This window comes from Arthrobacter sp. 24S4-2 (genome assembly GCF_005280255.1).
Lineage (GTDB): Bacteria > Actinomycetota > Actinomycetes > Actinomycetales > Micrococcaceae > Arthrobacter.
In genome coordinates this window covers 5529252-5544977 of record NZ_CP040018.1, presented here as the reverse complement: position 1 = coordinate 5544977, position 15726 = coordinate 5529252, and the positions used below count along the sequence as shown (strand labels likewise).

General features: G+C 65.4%; 14 protein-coding genes. 9 read left to right on the top strand and 5 right to left on the bottom strand.

Features of this window, described 5'->3' with window-relative positions; genetic code table 11:
- Nucleotides 1-56: 56 nt before the first annotated feature.
- A complete protein-coding gene (locus tag FCN77_RS25690) occupies nt 57-557 on the bottom strand; it encodes an NUDIX hydrolase (protein WP_028271870.1) in 501 nt (166 codons plus the stop codon).
- 208 nt (nt 558-765) lie between these two features.
- Here FCN77_RS25690 and FCN77_RS25685 point away from each other — a divergent pair, with 208 nt between their 5' ends.
- The 3 genes from FCN77_RS25685 to FCN77_RS25675 all read left to right on the top strand — a co-directional run bounded on the left by FCN77_RS25685 (nt 766) and on the right by FCN77_RS25675 (nt 3705).
- Entirely contained in the window at nt 766-2256 is a 1491-nt protein-coding gene (locus FCN77_RS25685) for a CCA tRNA nucleotidyltransferase (RefSeq protein ID WP_137324555.1), read from the top strand.
- Nucleotides 2257-2841 carry a histidine phosphatase family protein gene (locus FCN77_RS25680; RefSeq protein WP_137324554.1) on the top strand — a complete coding sequence of 195 codons (585 nt, stop codon included), beginning with the start codon at nt 2257-2259 and terminating at the stop codon, nt 2839-2841.
- Between the two features lie 612 nt (nt 2842-3453).
- Nucleotides 3454-3705, top strand: coding sequence for a hypothetical protein (locus FCN77_RS25675; protein WP_137324553.1), 252 nt, complete (start codon nt 3454-3456; stop codon nt 3703-3705).
- 156 nt (nt 3706-3861) lie between these two features.
- Here the strand turns inward: FCN77_RS25675 and FCN77_RS25670 are convergent, their stop codons facing one another.
- Nucleotides 3862-5313 carry a glycosyltransferase family 39 protein gene (locus FCN77_RS25670; RefSeq protein ID WP_217496201.1) on the bottom strand — a complete coding sequence of 484 codons (1452 nt, stop codon included), beginning with the start codon at nt 5311-5313 and terminating at the stop codon, nt 3862-3864.
- A 252-nt stretch (nt 5314-5565) separates the two neighbouring features.
- On the opposite strand from FCN77_RS25670, the gene FCN77_RS25665 reads away from it, so the two are divergent.
- Together FCN77_RS25665 and FCN77_RS25660 are read left to right on the top strand one after the other, a co-directional pair.
- A complete protein-coding gene (locus FCN77_RS25665) occupies nt 5566-7038 on the top strand; it encodes a glycosyltransferase family 87 protein (protein ID WP_137324551.1) in 1473 nt (490 codons plus the stop codon).
- On the top strand, nt 7031-8470 hold the full coding sequence (locus tag FCN77_RS25660) for an NAD(P)/FAD-dependent oxidoreductase (RefSeq protein ID WP_137324550.1): 1440 nt from the start codon (nt 7031-7033) through the stop codon (nt 8468-8470). The genes FCN77_RS25665 and FCN77_RS25660 overlap by 8 nt, the downstream gene beginning before the upstream one ends.
- Before the next feature lie 12 nt (nt 8471-8482).
- Here the strand turns inward: FCN77_RS25660 and FCN77_RS25655 are convergent, their stop codons facing one another.
- On the bottom strand, nt 8483-9115 hold the full coding sequence (locus FCN77_RS25655; protein ID WP_137324549.1) for an NAD(P)-dependent oxidoreductase: 633 nt from the start codon (nt 9113-9115) through the stop codon (nt 8483-8485).
- 109 nt (nt 9116-9224) lie between these two features.
- Here FCN77_RS25655 and FCN77_RS25650 point away from each other — a divergent pair, with 109 nt between their 5' ends.
- Nucleotides 9225-9587: a helix-turn-helix domain-containing protein gene (locus FCN77_RS25650; protein WP_137324975.1), complete on the top strand. Its 363-nt coding sequence runs from the start codon at nt 9225-9227 to the stop codon at nt 9585-9587.
- Here the strand turns inward: FCN77_RS25650 and FCN77_RS25645 are convergent.
- Together FCN77_RS25645 and FCN77_RS25640 are read right to left on the bottom strand one after the other, a co-directional pair.
- Nucleotides 9548-10261, bottom strand: a complete 714-nt coding sequence (locus tag FCN77_RS25645) for an ABC transporter ATP-binding protein (RefSeq protein WP_137324548.1) — start codon at nt 10259-10261, stop codon at nt 9548-9550. The two genes, FCN77_RS25650 and FCN77_RS25645, sit on opposite strands and share 40 nt — an antisense overlap.
- Nucleotides 10262-10300: 39 nt before the next feature.
- Nucleotides 10301-11413 (bottom strand): ABC transporter permease, encoded by a 1113-nt coding sequence (locus tag FCN77_RS25640; protein WP_137324547.1) that lies wholly within the window; start codon nt 11411-11413, stop codon nt 10301-10303.
- Between the two features lie 203 nt (nt 11414-11616).
- Between FCN77_RS25640 and FCN77_RS25635 the strand changes: the two genes are divergently transcribed.
- The 3 genes from FCN77_RS25635 to FCN77_RS25625 all read left to right on the top strand — a co-directional run bounded on the left by FCN77_RS25635 (nt 11617) and on the right by FCN77_RS25625 (nt 15684).
- Nucleotides 11617-12918 (top strand): sensor histidine kinase, encoded by a 1302-nt coding sequence (locus FCN77_RS25635; RefSeq protein ID WP_137324546.1) that lies wholly within the window; start codon nt 11617-11619, stop codon nt 12916-12918.
- The gene (locus FCN77_RS25630) at nt 12915-13571 is read left to right on the top strand and encodes a response regulator transcription factor (protein ID WP_137324545.1); all 657 of its coding nucleotides are present in this window, start codon (nt 12915-12917) and stop codon (nt 13569-13571) included. Before FCN77_RS25635 ends, FCN77_RS25630 begins: the two co-directional genes overlap by 4 nt.
- Nucleotides 13572-13695: 124 nt before the next feature.
- Entirely contained in the window at nt 13696-15684 is a 1989-nt protein-coding gene (locus tag FCN77_RS25625) for a penicillin-binding transpeptidase domain-containing protein (RefSeq protein WP_137324544.1), read from the top strand.
- The last annotated feature ends 42 nt before the right edge of the window (nt 15685-15726 follow it).

The following is a 15726-nucleotide window of genomic DNA, read 5'->3' as shown; positions in this document are numbered from 1 at the left end:
TCAAAGGTGCGCGGTTACGCACGCGGGCGGCGCTTCACGGGATCAGTCACAGGACCTCAGAGGTGTTCCGGCAGGACTTCTCTGGCGAGGTCGGCGATGCGGCGCTCATTCGGAAAGGACAGTTTGCGGGCAAGTTCCTGGATGGGGACCCAGGCGACATCCACGGCTTCCTGGTCAGGATCGTTTTCGATGGTCAGTTCCCCGCCCGTGGCCCGGAGCAGGTAGTGGTGGACGGTCTTGTGGACACGGTGGCCGCTGACGGTGAACCAGTAGTCGATGCTGCCCAGCGGCGCCAGGATGTTGCCGCTGATGCCGGTTTCTTCGGCGATCTCGCGGACGGCCGCTTCCTCGTTCTTTTCCTTGCCCTCCGGGTGGCCCTTCGGCAGGCACCATTCCAGGCGTCCCCCGCGGTTAAGGCGGGCAATGATCGCAACCCGGAGTTCGCCGTCGGACGTGTCGACAACAACGCCGCCGGCGGAGATTTCCTCGACGGTGGGCAGGGAGGCCGGCCCCGGGTGCTGGGCGGGCGCGACATGGGCACCGATTGCCGACGGCAACGGTGGGTTTGTCCTCCTGCCTGGAGCACTCGGTACGGGATGGGCCATGAAGTCCACTCTAACGACTCTTGCCCCTTGGTGATGACCGGAACATGACAGGAAAGTGGACTGCATATGACGCAAATTCCGGATCCGGCGGCGTAACGGCTTGGTTCGGGGGCCACCATTGGTGCTTGTTGGCGTGGTTTTCTGACAAGCTTAAGTAACTATGGCGCACGCACATCAAAAGTCCGACTCCCACACCGTCGATTTCCAGGTGGACCCCGTGGTCCTGGAGCTCGGTCAACGCTTCGTCGACGCGGGCCATGAACTCTCACTGGTGGGCGGCCCGGTGCGGGACCTTTTCCTGGGCAGGCTCTCCCCCGACCTGGACTTCACCACGGACGCGACGCCGGACCAGACCGTTGCCCTGATCCGCAAATGGGCGGACAACTTCTGGGAGATCGGACGGGCTTTCGGGACGATCGGCATGAAGAAGTCCGGCTTCCAGATCGAGATCACCACCTACCGCGCCGAGGCGTACGACCCGGAGTCGCGCAAGCCCGTGGTCGCTTTCGGCTCGTCGCTGACCGATGACCTCCTTCGCCGCGACTTCACCATCAACGCCATGGCCCTTCGCCTGCCCTCTTTGGAGCTGGTGGACCCGTTTGGCGGCGTCCGAGACCTGCACGCCTCGGTGCTCACAACGCCCGGCGCCCCCGAGACATCCTTTTCCGATGACCCCCTGCGGATGATGCGGGCGGCGCGCTTCGCGTCCCAGCTGGGCGTTGCAGTCCGCGATGACGTGCGGCTGGCCATGTCCAGCATGGCGGAGCGGATAAACATCATTTCCGCCGAGCGCATCCGCGAGGAACTCGTGAAGCTCATCTGCGGGGCCTATCCCCGCGTGGGCATAGACCTGCTGGTGGACACCGGTTTGGCTGAGTTCGTCCTGCCGGAAGTGTCCGCACTCCGCCTTGAAGCAGACGAACACCATCGGCACAAGGACGTCTACCAGCATTCCCTCCAGGTGCTGGAGCAGGCCGCCTCCCTTGAGACGGGTCCCGACGGTGCCGCGCCCGGCCCCGATTTCGTCCTGCGGTTCGCGGCACTGATGCACGACGTCGGGAAGCCGGCTACGCGCCGTTTTGAGCCGGGCGGCTCGGTCAGCTTCCGCCACCACGACCTCGTGGGCAGCAAGCTCACCAAGAAACGCATGAAGGCCCTCCGCTTCGATAACGACACCATCAAGGCGGTGGCGCGGCTCGTGGAGCTGCATATGCGCTTTTACGGCTACGGCGACGCCGGCTGGAGCGACTCCGCAGTGCGGCGCTATGTAACGGACGCCGGTCCGCTGCTGGAACGCCTCCACCGGCTGACCCGCTCCGACGTGACCACGCGCAACCAGCGCAAGGCAGACCGGCTGTCCTTTGCCTATGACGATCTTGAGGCCCGCATCGCCGCGCTGCGCGAACAGGAGTCCCTGGAGGCCGTCCGGCCCGACCTCGACGGCGGCCAGATCATGGCCATGCTCGGCCTGGAACCGGGGCCCGTGGTGGGCAGGGCGTACAAGTTCCTCCTGGACCAGCGCATGGAGCACGGCCCGCTCGACCCGGACGTCGCAGAGGCAAAGCTGCGACAGTGGTGGGCGGAACAGCCCGAGGCCGCCCACCACGAGCCGGCCGCCGGCGTCGAACTTTCCACTACCGAGGAGCCTTAAGTGATTTCACCCAGCAGCACCGCCCGCCCCCAGCTCTGGATCCTGCGGCACGGCGAGACGGAATGGTCAAAGAGCGGCCAGTACACCGGTCTCACTGACCTTCCCCTGACGGTGGAGGGCGAACAGCAGGCCGTGGAGGCACGCAAGGTGCTCGACGCCGTCGACTTCGACCTGGTGCTGACCTCACCGCTGCGGCGTGCACGCCGGACGGCGGAGCTGGCAGGATTTCCCGACGCCGAGCAGGAACCCCTCGCAGTGGAATGGAACTACGGCGACTACGAAGGGATCAGCTCCGACCTGATCCGCAAGGACAACCCGGAGTACCTGATCTGGACGCACGGCGTGCCCAACGGCGAAGCCCTTGAAGAAGTGGCCGCGCGGGCGGACAAAATCGTGGCCAGGGTGCTGGAATCCGGGCTGGACAACGTCCTCATTGTGGCCCACGGACACTTCTCCAGGATCCTCACCGCACGGTGGCTTGGACTGGACGCGCACGACGGCCGGCATTTCATCCTGGGGACCGCGAAGGTCTGCACCCTGGGATGGGATAAGAAGACTCCCGCAGTGGTCCGCTGGGGACTATAAAGACGATTTATCAAATACTTCAGAGAATATTCTCAATTCAGTAGGCAGAAGGCCTGAACGTAGTGTAATTTTATTCCTGACTCCAGTGCGTCTTGCCAGAGTCACCGGCGCGCGCTGTTCAGCTGGGCAATTGTCCAGTTAGTCAACTGAAGCAGCGGCAAAACAGAAAAGGAGGTTGGGAAAATGATTACTTTGACTAGCGGATGGAAGATGACCATCACCGCGTCCCCGGCCTCTGCGGCTGAATCGCGCCCACTTTCCGGACTGACCGCCTCCTGATCCCCTGACTCCGACCCTCCGGGCCGGAGTACCGGTGAAACGGCTTCCCGACCAGGAAGCCGTCCGGCAGGCGACCGTCCATGCGGGCCCCTTTCTGGTACGCACCACACCCCCATAGTTCGGAACCCAGCTTCTTGTTGGGGATTGCCGCGTAACTGCATTCAGGGGCCACTTTTCGCTTAGCGAAATCCGTTAATTGCTTCGGGCTTTTTTGCCTGGGCAAATTCACCGGGCATTCCCATGTCCTAATTCAAGCCATTAATTCAAACAATTAGTGGGCCTTAATTGTCATGCCCAATTCGGGGCAGATTCAAAACCACCAAAGGACCCAGCGTGAGCACCACTGCAAGCACCACCCGCCGCACCACTCCTAAGGCCGGCGAGTCCGCCGTCAGCGACCGCCGGGTGCGACACCGGCGAAACACACCCAAGAAGGAGGTAACCATGATGAAACTACTCCGGAGCGTCCTGCGCCTGGGCTGGCAGCCCGCCCTGAAGGAGAAGGTACTGTTCGACGGCCAGCTGCTCGATCAGAAGCGCGAAGACGTATACGTCGTCCTGCACCAGATGGGCGTCATGCGCTGAGGCGGGACCTTCGTTTCTGAACGTCCCGCGCTGCAGCCGGGATCGGAATAACCAGGAGGACCTGTTGGCGGCGACTCATATCCATGCACAAAAAGCCCACGCGGCGTCGCGTGGGCTTTTTGTTTGCCGGCGTTGCTCCCTTTCGGAAGCCATCCCTTAGGGGCAGGTGTACGAAATCAGGGCCATCCGCCGGAAGGACAGGTTTCGCGTCTGCTGGCATCCGGCTGACTCGAATGCGGACAGATCGTTGGGCGCTCCCCCGCCGGCTCCGACGAACCAGACGTCTCCCCGACCCCTCAGCCGTTCAGCGGTGACCGGGGCATTCCTTCCCCAGAGAGTGCCGGAATCCGCCGGACTTTCGGCGAGGGAGAGGTTCGTGATGAGACGGAAGTCTTCCGGATAGGCAATCGCCATATCGGCCAGCTCAGGGTAGGCGTAGACGGCCGCGGACGGCTTCGTTGTTTCGTACGCAATGAGGGCAGCAATCCGCCGCTCGGTGTCTGCCGGTTCGTTCACCACGCTCTTGATCGTGAGCTGGGGAACGAGGCTGCCAAGGACAACCAGTGTGGCAGCCAGAGGCAGGATCCACTTGCGGCCCGTGCGGAGCCGGTCCAGGCCCAGGCCCACCAGAAGCGCAAACAACGGGGCAGTGAACGTCAGATAGCGGGCAACATAGACGGGCTGCGCAACCACACTCACCAGGAGGAGGCCAGCCATGGGAAGAGCCACCCCCGCAAGGCCGAGGACCACCAGCGGTCGGTAGGTGGAGGCACGGCGCACAGACCACAGCCCCCACGCGACGAGGGCCACCTGGGATACTCCCAGGATCAGCACAAAGCCGAGAATCCACTGCGGGGGAAGGTTGCCGGTGGGGCGGTCGTCCCCGTAGAAGAACTGTTTGACGGCGGCGATCGCCAGGTTTTCGACCAGGGACCGGTTCTGGATCCACTCGACCTGGGCCTTTTGCGTCATGGCAAAGAGCAGGAACGGCAAGACGGCCGCCCCGGCGGCCGCGCACGTGATGAGCACGGCGAGGGGCCTTCTGCGAAGAATGAGGGCTGCCACCGCATGGGAGACGATGGCCAGAACAAAGAACATGAACATGCAGACGCCCACAACGGCGCAGATGCCGTAGAGCACCCAGTCGATGGGGCGATTGGATTGCCAAGCCCTGACGAGCAGCAGGGTCAGCAGTACGGCCAGCAGCGCCGTGAAGGCGGACTGGCGGGCCTCGGTCCCCGCCCACACCATGCGGGGAAGCAAGGCGAGGACCAGGCCGGAGGCAATGCCGATTGATTCGGAACCGAGCTTTCGTCCGATGAGCACGGTCCCGGCACACGCGAGCCCCACCGCCAGTGCCGACGGCGTGCGCATGGCCACTTCGGAGAACCCGAAGACAGACGTCCACGCATGCATGAAGAAGTAGTAGAGGCCATGGACGGCATCCACTGACCGCAGCAGTTCCAGGAGCTCGGCCGGTGACCGTCCCGCTGCGGAAATGGTGGCGATTTCGTCGTCCCAGAAAGACGGAATCCACGAACCGATAAATGCCACCGCGAACGCAAGCAGTCCGATGCCCGCCGGTGCCGTCCAGCGGCCAGCCCACAAAAGGCGGCTTGAGTGCTCCGCCGACCTAGCCTGCCGCGGATGCTGCCGGTCGCGGACACGGGAAAGCTGATTCACAACGGGATGCCCCCTGAGGCCTGATGGCTGCAACGAACAGACCGACCTCGAGTCTGCTCCTGAACGGAAGAGCGGAAGGGGCCATCGTGGGAATGTCCACACGGCGCACACATTTGACGATACACCGTCCCGCCCCGGCGGCGACTGATGGCGCAAGAGCGACGGTAAGCTCGAGGAATGCAGGAGACAATGCCGCAGGCGCACCGAAAACGGACGCGCCTGGTTATCCCGAGCCGAAGTGATCTCCTGCTCAGGAACTTCACGGAGCTGATCGGCGGGCCAATGGGGCGCCGGGCCGCACCGGGCATCGTCTCACCCGGGATTTTCACGGTTGAACGCGTGCTTGTCATCCTCACGGTGCTGGCTGCCCTGGCCAGCATCATGGTCAAGAACTACTGCCGTGCAAACGGCTGGGAGTCACCGGGCCAGTTCTATTCCACCTGCTACTCGGATTTCCCGGAGCTCTTCCGGAACCGCGGGCTCGGCGACGGCACTTTCCCTTTCTTCAGCGAAGGAAGTTTCTTCGAGTATCCGGTCCTGATGGGCATCATCGCGGGCCTGACAGCGTTGTTGGTCCCGGGTCAGGGAGCCACCGATGAGCGCATCCTCGGCTACTTCGACGTCAACGCCACACTGATCGCCGCCGTCTGGATCGTTACGGTCCTGGCCACCGCGCGCATGAGCCGGCGCCGGCCGTGGGACGCGGCCATGGTGGCTGTGGCACCGGGAATCGTCCTCGCCGGAGTGATCAACTGGGACATGTGGGCCGTTGGGTTGCTCGCCGTCGGGATGTACTTCTTCTCGCGCGAACGGCTGGTGCTGGCCGGTATCCTCATCGGTTTGGGCACGGCCACCAAGCTGTACCCGGTCCTGGTTTTTGGTGCGATCCTCCTGCTGGCGCTTCGTACCGGGAAGATCCGTCCCCTGCTGGTCACCGCAGCCGCAGCCGCCGCGGCCTGGCTCGCCGTCAACCTCCCCATCGCCGCCATGAACCCCTCCGGCTGGAAATACTTCTACCAGTTCACGGAGGACCGCCCCGCCGGCTACAGCTCCCCCTGGTTCGCCTACAACCTGGTGGCCGGCCGGCTCGAGTGGCTGCCGCTGGGCCCGGAAGTGATCAACACCCTGGCCCTGAACCTGTTCCTCATCAGCTGCGTGCTTATCGCCGTGCTTGCGCTGACTGCACCGCGGCGCCCACGGCTGGCCCAGCTGGCGTTCCTGATCGTGGCGGCCTTTATCCTGACCAACAAGGTGTACTCACCCCAGTTCGTCATCTGGCTCATCCCGCTTCTGGCCCTGGCCCGTCCGCGCTGGCGGGACTTCGTCATTTGGCAGGGCATTGAAGGGCTCCATTGGGCGGCGGTCTGGATGTTCCTTGGGCAGGTGACCAGCGGCGGCCCGACGCAGCACAACATCGACATGCCGTACTACGTGCTGGCGGTGGGCCTGCACATGATTGCCACCGGCTACCTTATGGTCCGTGTGGCGTGGGACATCTGGGACCCGGGCTACGACGTCATCCGCCGCCACGCAATGGACGACCCCCAGGGCGGACCGTTCGAGGGAGCACCCGACTGGCTGCGGCTGAATCCGGCGGAACCCGCAGCCTCGGTCCTCCCCTGGCGCCGACGCGCGGCCAGCGATGCCTGACGTCGCCGTCGTCGGCTCCGGACCGAACGGACTTGCCGCCGCGGTGACGATGGCCCGTGCCGGCCTTGGCGTCCACGTCTACGAAGCGGCAGAAACTCCGGGCGGCGGCCTCCGGACGTCCGAACTCATGCAGCCGGGCCATCTCCACGATATTTGTTCGGCGGTGCATCCGATGGCCTTGGCTTCGCCGTTCTTCCGGGCGTTCGAACTGTCCCGGCGAATTGACCTCGTCACGCCGGAGCTTTCCTTCGGGACGCCCCTGGACGGCGGCCGGGCCGCTCTGGCGTACCGCTCACTGGACCGGACGGCCGCCGGGCTGGGACGCGACGGCGGGGCGTACCACCGCCTGATGGCTCCCCTCGTGCGCCGGGTAAACGGCATAGCCGACTTCACGCTCAACCAGCTTCTGCGGATCCCGCACGACCCGCTTGCAGCCATCCTGTTCGGTCTGCGGACGCTCGAGCAGGGCTCACCGGCGTGGGGAATGAGGTTCCGGGAGGATCTGGCGCCGGCGCTGCTGACCGGTGCTGCAGCGCACTCCGTGGGCCGTTTGCCGTCGCTGGCACCTGCGGGTGCCGGGCTCATGCTTGGGATGCTGGCGCACGCGCAGGGCTGGCCGATTCCGGTGGGCGGGTCCGCGTCCATCGCCCGTGCCATGGTTGAAGATATCGAAGCACACGGCGGAACCGTCGAAACAGGACGGCGGATCGATTCGCTTGATGAGTTGCCGCCAGCCAGGGCCACCCTGCTGGACATCGCGCCGCCGGCTCTGCTCAGGCTGACCGGTAACAGGCTGCCCGCCGGCTACCGCCGCTCGCTGGAGTCCTTTCGGTTCGGAAACGCCGCCTGCAAGGTGGACTTCATCCTCCAGGAACCGGTTCCCTGGCAGGCCGCTGGACTGGCTGATGCCGGGACCGTCCATGTGGGGGGCACCCGGGCGGAGATGGCCCAGGCGGAAAACGTGGTGGCCTCCGGCCGGCACCCCGAGAGGCCCTACGTCCTGGTGTCCCAGCCGTCACGGTTTGATGCCTCCCGCGCTCCGGACGGGCGCCATATCCTTTGGACGTACTGCCACGTTCCGGCCGGTTCGACGGTTGACATGGCAGGAGCCGTTACGGCCCAGCTTGAGCGGTTCGCGCCGGGCTTCCGGGACCTGGTGGTCCAGGTCCAGGTGACGACGGCGGCCGGGCTGGCCGACTACAACCAGAACTACGTCGGCGGAGACTTCGCTGCGGGTCTTATGGACCTCCGGGGCCTGATCCAGCGTCCGGTGGTCAGCCCCGTACCGTGGCGCACGCCCGTGGCGGGTGTGTACCTGTGCTCCTCGTCCACCCCGCCGGGGCCAGGAGTCACCGGAATGCCCGGATACCACGCCGCGAGGTATGCCTTGAAGGACATATTCGGGCTTCCTGTGCCCAGTCTTAGCCGTTAGCCCGTACTGAAGCTAGTCGAGCCGATCGTTGCCAGGAACAGTGTTGGCCACAGTGAACCTGGAGCGGGGGTGGGCCGGTTTCTCCAGCTCATCCAGCATCGCCACGGCAAAGTCCTCGGTGGAGATGGAGTGGCCGGCGGGTGAATCGTCCGCCGTTACGTAGGTCCCCGTGCGCCGTCCCGGCTGCATGACGGGCGCCGGCGCCAGCATGGTCCAGTTGAGGGCCTCCGGGGCCGACCTGATCTCATCGTAGGCGGCGGCCATGGTACGGGCCTCTGGCCGGTAAGGTTCGGGGAAATTGGGGGATTCGCAAAGGCGAACCCCGTTGATTTCCAAAGACCCGGCTCCGCCCACCACCAACAGCCGGGTGCCGGCGGCATTGCCGAACGCCGCCCTCATTGCGCCCAGCCATTCGCCGTGATCGCCGCCGGCGCGGCTGGGAACCGTCGCCAACACAACGGCGTCGTGGTCCTCAGCCACCCGTGTGAACGTCCGCACATCAGCCAGTTCGGCGCTCCGGGCAACGGCGCCCCGAACTGCCGCGCCAGTACGGGAAATGGCAGTTACCTCGTGTCCCCGCCGCAGGGACTCTTTGACGATCTGTCCGCCGACCATGCCCGTGGCGCCATACACTGCGATTCTCATCTCGCTCCTTGTATTGGGTACCGTTGAAACTCACAGTATCTATAGGATACCTAGAGCTGCGAAGGAAGTGAGTTACCGATTGGATACCACGCCATGGGGTGCCGACATTATGGATCCGAAGTGTCCGTCACGGATTGTTTTCCAGCGGATCGGCGACAAGTGGGCCTCGCTGGTGGTCCAGGTTCTTGCCGACGGTCCCGTGCGGTTCTCTGAACTGCGCCAGAGCGTCAACGTGATAACGCCCAAGGTCCTGACCCAGACACTGCGGACCCTTGAGAGGGACGGCTTGATCACCAGGACCGTGTTCGCTCAGGTCCCGCCGCGGGTCGACTACCAGCTGACTGAGCTGGGGCAGTCCCTGCTGGGTCCGCTGAGTGTGCTCCGGGAGTGGGCGGAGACGAACGTGCCCAGCATTCTCGACGCGAGGGACGCCTACGACGACGCCCGGGAAGGATCGCTGCTGGGAGGCTGAAGGGCGGAGATCCGTCCATCCCGCATGACGGCTACGGCATCCGTCAGCGGCACGAACTCCGTGTCGTGCGTGACCATCACCGTGGCCAGCCGGAATTCGTCAGTAACCTTGCGCAGCAGCCGGACAATGTCGCCGCTCCGCGCGTGGTCCAGGGCAGCCGTCGGTTCGTCCACGAGCAGGACCGCAGGGCTGCCCATAAGGGCGCGGGCAATGTTAACGCGCTGACGCTGTCCCCCGGACAGCTGATGCGGGCGTTTGTCCCGGACCGGGCCCAGTCCGACCACGTCCAGAAGCCCGTCCGCGCGCCTGCGGGCCGCAGTCAGGGGCTTCCCGCGCAGGTGGTCGGCCAGGAGGAGCTGTTCGACCGCAGTCAGGGAGGGCAAGAGGTTGGGCTGCTGGAAAATGATGCCCACCTTCTCCCGGCGCAGCGCTGTCAGCTCAGCGTCCCGCAGGTCCGTGGCCTGCTGGCCGTTGATGGTCACCGTGCCGGAAGTGGGGCGGATGAGTGCCGCAGAGACCGCCAGCATGGAGGACTTTCCGGACCCCGAAGGTCCCACCAGGGCCAGGAACTCGCCTGCGCCGAGGTCAAGGCTGACCCGGTCCAGCGCCTTGAGCGTGCCGTCTCCGTCCGGATACTCGAGGGTCACGTCGGAGAGGTTGAGCAGGGTGTCCAATGAATATTCCTTTCGAGGAATGTTTTTCCCGAGAATTAGTTAGTTGCCGCCGAGAGCAAGCAGGGGATCGACCCGGGTGACACCGCGAACGGCCAGCGCTGCCCCCGCGAGTCCCAGGAACAGGACACCCGCAACGGGCACAAGCGTGGTGGCGGGTGTGATCAGGAACGGGGCAGCCTTTGCCGCAAGGAATCCGCCGATCAGGCCTAGTCCGCCACCTGCGGCTGTGCCGGCGGCCAGCACGATGACGGCCTGCACCAGCGCATCGCGGAGCACGTAGCCCGGGGATCCTCCCATGGCCTTGATCACGGCAATGTCCCGGGTCCGCTGCACGGTCCACACCGTCAGGAACGCAACGATGACGAGGGCCGAGATTCCGTACAGGAACGCCTGCATCAGCATCAGTGACCCGTTTTCGCTCCGGAAGGAACCGAGGGCCTGAAACGAACCTTCCCGGGTGGCACTGACTGTCCCGGCCTCCGCGTTGGCAGCTGCCAGATCAACCTGTGAACCGGCGTCGAACGTCACGGCCAGCACAGTGCCGAGGGAACTGTTGCCTGCGCGGGCCAGTTGACGCCAGTCATCCAGCGACGTCCAGACGACGCCGGTATGTGAATACCACTGGTCCGGGACGATGCCGGCAACGGCCAACTCGATTCCACCCACCACGAGGGAGCTACCGGTGCTCAGATGCAGTTCGCCGGCAAGGGCCCGGCCCACCACCACAGTGCCGTCAGCCGGCTTACCGTGCAGAAGGCCGCCTGGCGGGTCCGCGGACAATCCGTTGCCCGATCCAAAGACTGCCACGTTTGCGGTGCCGCCGGGCTCTCCGGCTGAGCCGGAGGCCTTCGCCCGGACCTGGCTTATGCCAAGCGCCTCCACTCCGGAAACGCCGGCCCGGCCGGCCCAGGCGGCAAGCTGGTCCCGGGTTACTTCTGACTCTGTGAAGGATGCTTTGGCTGGAGTGCCTGCGGGGGCACCGAACACGAGCTGATCGGCAGGCAGTCCGGCGACCGCCGACGTCGACTGGTTTCCGAGACCGGCGGTCAGTCCCGAGAGCATCACAAGAAGAAAGGTGATTAGGGCGACGACAGCTGCCATCAGGGCAAAGCGTCCTTTGGCAAAGCGGAGATCGCGAATGGCGAGAAACACGGGGTTCCTTTCGTGGCGGGTGTTGTCTTCCTTCCACTCTTCCGCCGCGCCGGGCAGCGCACATCGGCAGCCAGGTGGATCCATTGAAGACGCGGGATGGAACAGCGGCTCAACCAAAAGGTTGATTTCCGCCCTTGGCGTTCCTTTTCGCCCAGGAACGAAGGCCGCGGCGGATACGCTGGATTGATGCGAGGAACTTGTTGATGCACGGCGAATCCAGCGGTTCCGCCATCATTCTGCGGCTCCTGAGGCTCAGCCTCCATGTGGGCTTCGCTGCCCTGCTTCTTGTGGCCATGGCACGGGTGCTGATGTCCGGTCCGGTACCGTCGGGCTGGCCGGCTCTGGCACTTGCGCTGCTGCTCGCCACCGTCTACCTGGTTGGCACTGTCCTGGAGAAGCGCCATTCCACCGACGCAAGTCGCTTTGACCCCGCACCCTATGCACGATGGTGGCTGGGTGCCGTCTCACTCCTGTGGCTGGTGCTCATCTGGGCCAGCGCGGACTTCGTCTGGCTGGCCTTTCCGCTCTTCTTCCTGCAGCTCCACGTGCTGCCGCGACGTGTGGCGCTGCCAGTGATTGCGGTGTCCACCGTGCTGGTTGTCGTGGCTCTCTGGTTCCACAACCGTGGAAATGCCGGTCCGGGGCTGGAGCTGCCCATGGTGCTGGGGCCGGTGTTCGGTGCAGCCTTCGCCGTGATTACGGGCCCTGCGTACCGCGCGCTGTATCTTGAGGCGGAAAACCAGAGGCTGGCGGCCGAGGAGCTGCGCCGGACGCGCGGGGAACTCGCCCGCAGCCAGCACGCGGCCGGAACCCTGACTGAGCGGGCGCGGCTGGCGCGCGAAATACACGACACGCTTGCCCAAGGTTTTTCCAGCATTGTGCTGATGGGCCGTGCGGCCGAGAAGGCGCTCGACGGCGGCGACACGGCAGCCGCCCGCGATCGGCTCCGGACAGTGCAGAAAACGGCGTCCGCGAATCTTGCCGAGGCGCGCAACTTTGTCCGCGGCCTGCAATCCCCGGAGCTGGAGCAGATGTCCCTGGCAGGCAGCCTTCGCAGGCTTTGCGAAAAGACCGAGGCTGAGGCGGCGGCACGCGGGGCGGGGCTTCGTTGCCGCTTCGACCTCGAAGGCACACCCGTGGAGCTCCCGAACCCGTACTCCACCACTCTCCTTCGCGCCGCGCAGGCGAGCCTTGCGAATGTGTGGGTCCATGCGAAGGCAAGCAACGCCGTCGTGACCCTGTCCTTTATGGGTACCGAAGTGGCCATGGACATTTACGACGACGGCGTCGGGTTCCGGCCGGAGGCGGCGGAAGCCGGCGGAACCTCCGCCCGGACGGACGGCTCCGGGTACGGCCTCCGGTCCCTTCGGGAACGGGTGGCGGCGCTGGCCGGAACACTGGACGTCGAGTCCGCGCCGGGTGAGGGAACGGTGGTGGCCATCCGGCTCCCGCTGCTGGAACCTGGCGCGGCGGCCGGGGAACCGAAGAGCGGAGAACGGCAATGACCGGAATCCGCATCCTGCTGGTGGACGACCACCCGGTGGTCCGGGCCGGGCTCCGCGCCATGCTGAGCGATTTCGAAGGCATTACTGTGGCCGCAGAAGCAGGTGACGGCGCCTCTGCACTGGCCCAGCTCTCCAGGCTCAACACCCTGGGAGAGCCCGTAGATGTTGTCCTCATGGACCTGCAAATGGGTTCGGGCATGGACGGTGTCGTGGCCACCGAGAAAATCAAGGCGGGCGAGGCCGGAACGCCGCCCCCGCCGGTGCTGATCCTCACCACCTATGATTCCGACGCCGATATCCTCACCGCCGTCGAAGCCGGTGCCAGCGGGTACATGCTCAAGGATGCGCCGCCCGGGCAAATCCGCCAGGCGGTCCTGATGGCGGCGTCGGGCCACACGGCACTGGCGCCCGAGGTGGCGGCCAGGCTGATGGGCCGGATCCGGAATCCCGAACCGGCCCTTTCGGTGCGGGAAATCCAATTGCTGCAGCTGCTGTCCACCGGATTGCCGAACCGCACCATCGCCCGGCAACTGTTTATTTCCGAGGCCACGGTCAAGACACACCTGGTGCACATCTACACGAAACTCGGCGTGGACAACCGCACTGCCGCGATTTCGGTCGCCGCGCAGCGCAGAATCATCCGCCCCGCCTGAAGGACCACCGCCACAGCTGTCACCGCTGGCTGAGTGGGCGGAGCCCGGGGCCGCCGGGGCGGTCGGGCTCCGGCAATGACCCTGTGACAAGAAGTTTGTCCGCGTCAACGGGCATAATGGCGCGGTGGGGAACTTTCAGAAACTTTCGCTTGCACTTGTCGGACTAATAATTGGCGGATCGGTGGTGGCCTGCGATGACGGCCGTGCCGGCGCGCAGGACGCGGCGAAGCAGCTCGCTTCTGCCGTGGCGGCGCTGGACGTGGGCTCCGTTGCCTTTGACGGCAAGGACGCCGCGGCTGCCAACGAGCAGCTGAAAGAGGTGTTCCAGGCGCTCGATCCTGCCAAGCCGGCAGTTGAAGCCGGCGAGTTGAAACTCGAGAAGGACACCGCAACGGTCCCGCTGAACTACAGCTGGAAGGTCGGCTCCGAGGAGTGGAAATACACCGTGTCAGCCGAACTGAAGAAGTCCGGCGACAAATGGCTGACCATGTGGAAGCCGGATCTGCTGGCACCCGAATTGGCTGACGGCGAAGTCCTCGGCATGGCCACACAGTCGCCGCAGCGGGCTGAAATCCTCGGCGCCGCTGACGCCAAGCTGGTCACCTACCGGCCGGTAGTCAACGTCGGAATCGACAAGCCCAAGCTGGCTGCTGCCGATCCGGCGGCGTCCGCCACGAAACTGGCCCAGCTGGTCGGAGTGGACCCGGCCGCCTACACGCAGCAGGTCCAGGCGGCCGGCCCCGAAGCGTTCGTCACCGCCATCACCCTGCGCCAGGACGGCAGGACCATCACCGACGCGCAGATCGCCGAGATTCCCGGCGCCAGGTCCATCTCCGACTACCAGCCGCTGGCGCCCACCCGCACCTTCGCCCGTGCCCTCCTGGGCACCGCAGCCGAGGCGAATGCCGAGCAAATCGAAAAATCCGGCGGAACACTCAAGGCCGGGGACACCACCGGCACCGGCGGCCTTCAGCAGCAGTACGACGCGCAGCTCCGCGGCACCGACGGAATCCAGGTCTTTGCCGAAAAGGCAGGCCTCACCGCCGAGGAGAAGCAGGCGTTGCCCAACAGTGGCCGCCGGCCCCTGTTCCAGGTTGAGATCAAGCCGGGAACCCCGGTGAAAACCACCCTGGATCCAAAGCTGCAGCAGCTTGCGGAAGACGTTCTCGCAGAAGTTGGACCCGCCTCGGCCATCGTGGCACTGCGTCCCTCCAGCGGTGCGGTTCTGGCCGCCGCTTCCGGACCGGGCAGCAACGGCTACAACACGGCCATGCTGGGCCAGTATGCCCCGGGCTCGACGTTCAAGATGGTGGACTCGCTTGCCATGATCCGCAACGGCATGACGCCGGACTCGAAGGTCGAGTGCACCCCCACTCTTACGGTGGACGGCCGGACGTTCAAGAACGCAGAGGGCTATCCGGAGGGCTCGCTGGGGTCCGTCACCCTGCGGGATGCGTTTGCGCACTCCTGCAACACTGCCTTCATCGCGGCCCGTGATTCCGTCAGCCAGGCCCAGCTCGAATCAGCAGCAACGTCGCTCGGTGTTGCCGTTGAGGCGCCGGGGCTGGGAGCTGACGCTTTCCTGGGCTCGGTTCCGGGCGAAGCCGAAGGCACTGAACACGCCGCCTCCATGATCGGCCAGGGCAAGGTTCTCCTGTCCCCGCTGGCTGCCGCCGTGATGGCCGGATCTGTGGCCAAGGGCTCCCCCGTGTCGCCCGCCCTGGTGCTGAATGCGGACGCCAATGGTGCCGCAGCCCCGGCCGAGTCAGGAACCCCGTCCGCCGGAGGCTCCGCGCCGTCGTCCTCCAGCGCTCCGGCGCCGGCGAAAGCGGCGGAAAAACCCGTCACGGCCGCAGAAGCGGCCGCCTTGGCTGACATGATGCGTGCCGTAGTGACCTCGGGCCACGCCGGTTTCCTGGCCTCCGTTCCGGGGGAGCCTGTCGGAGCGAAGACGGGTACCGCGGAGTTCGGCAACGAAAATCCGCCGAAAACGCACGCCTGGATCGTGGCCGTTCACGGCGACCTGGCCGTGGCCGTGTTCGTCGAGGAAGGTGGCCTGGGGGCCACGACCTCGGGCCCGTTGCTCAAGGAATTCCTGACCGCGGCGGGGTAGTCAAGCATCAGCGCAGCTTCAGCGCAGGATTCTGTCAGGATT

Coding starts and splice junctions, on each gene's coding strand:
- FCN77_RS25665 (WP_137324551.1), top strand. CDS start 5,566: ATGCAGGAGACAATGCCGCAGGCGCACCGAAAACGGACGCGCCTGGTT.
- FCN77_RS25635 (WP_137324546.1), top strand. CDS start 11,617: ATGCACGGCGAATCCAGCGGTTCCGCCATCATTCTGCGGCTCCTGAGG.
- FCN77_RS25660 (WP_137324550.1), top strand. CDS start 7,031: ATGCCTGACGTCGCCGTCGTCGGCTCCGGACCGAACGGACTTGCCGCC.
- FCN77_RS25650 (WP_137324975.1), top strand. CDS start 9,225: ATGGATCCGAAGTGTCCGTCACGGATTGTTTTCCAGCGGATCGGCGAC.
- FCN77_RS25655 (WP_137324549.1), bottom strand. CDS start 9,115: ATGAGAATCGCAGTGTATGGCGCCACGGGCATGGTCGGCGGACAGATC.
- FCN77_RS25630 (WP_137324545.1), top strand. CDS start 12,915: ATGACCGGAATCCGCATCCTGCTGGTGGACGACCACCCGGTGGTCCGG.
- FCN77_RS25685 (WP_137324555.1), top strand. CDS start 766: ATGGCGCACGCACATCAAAAGTCCGACTCCCACACCGTCGATTTCCAG.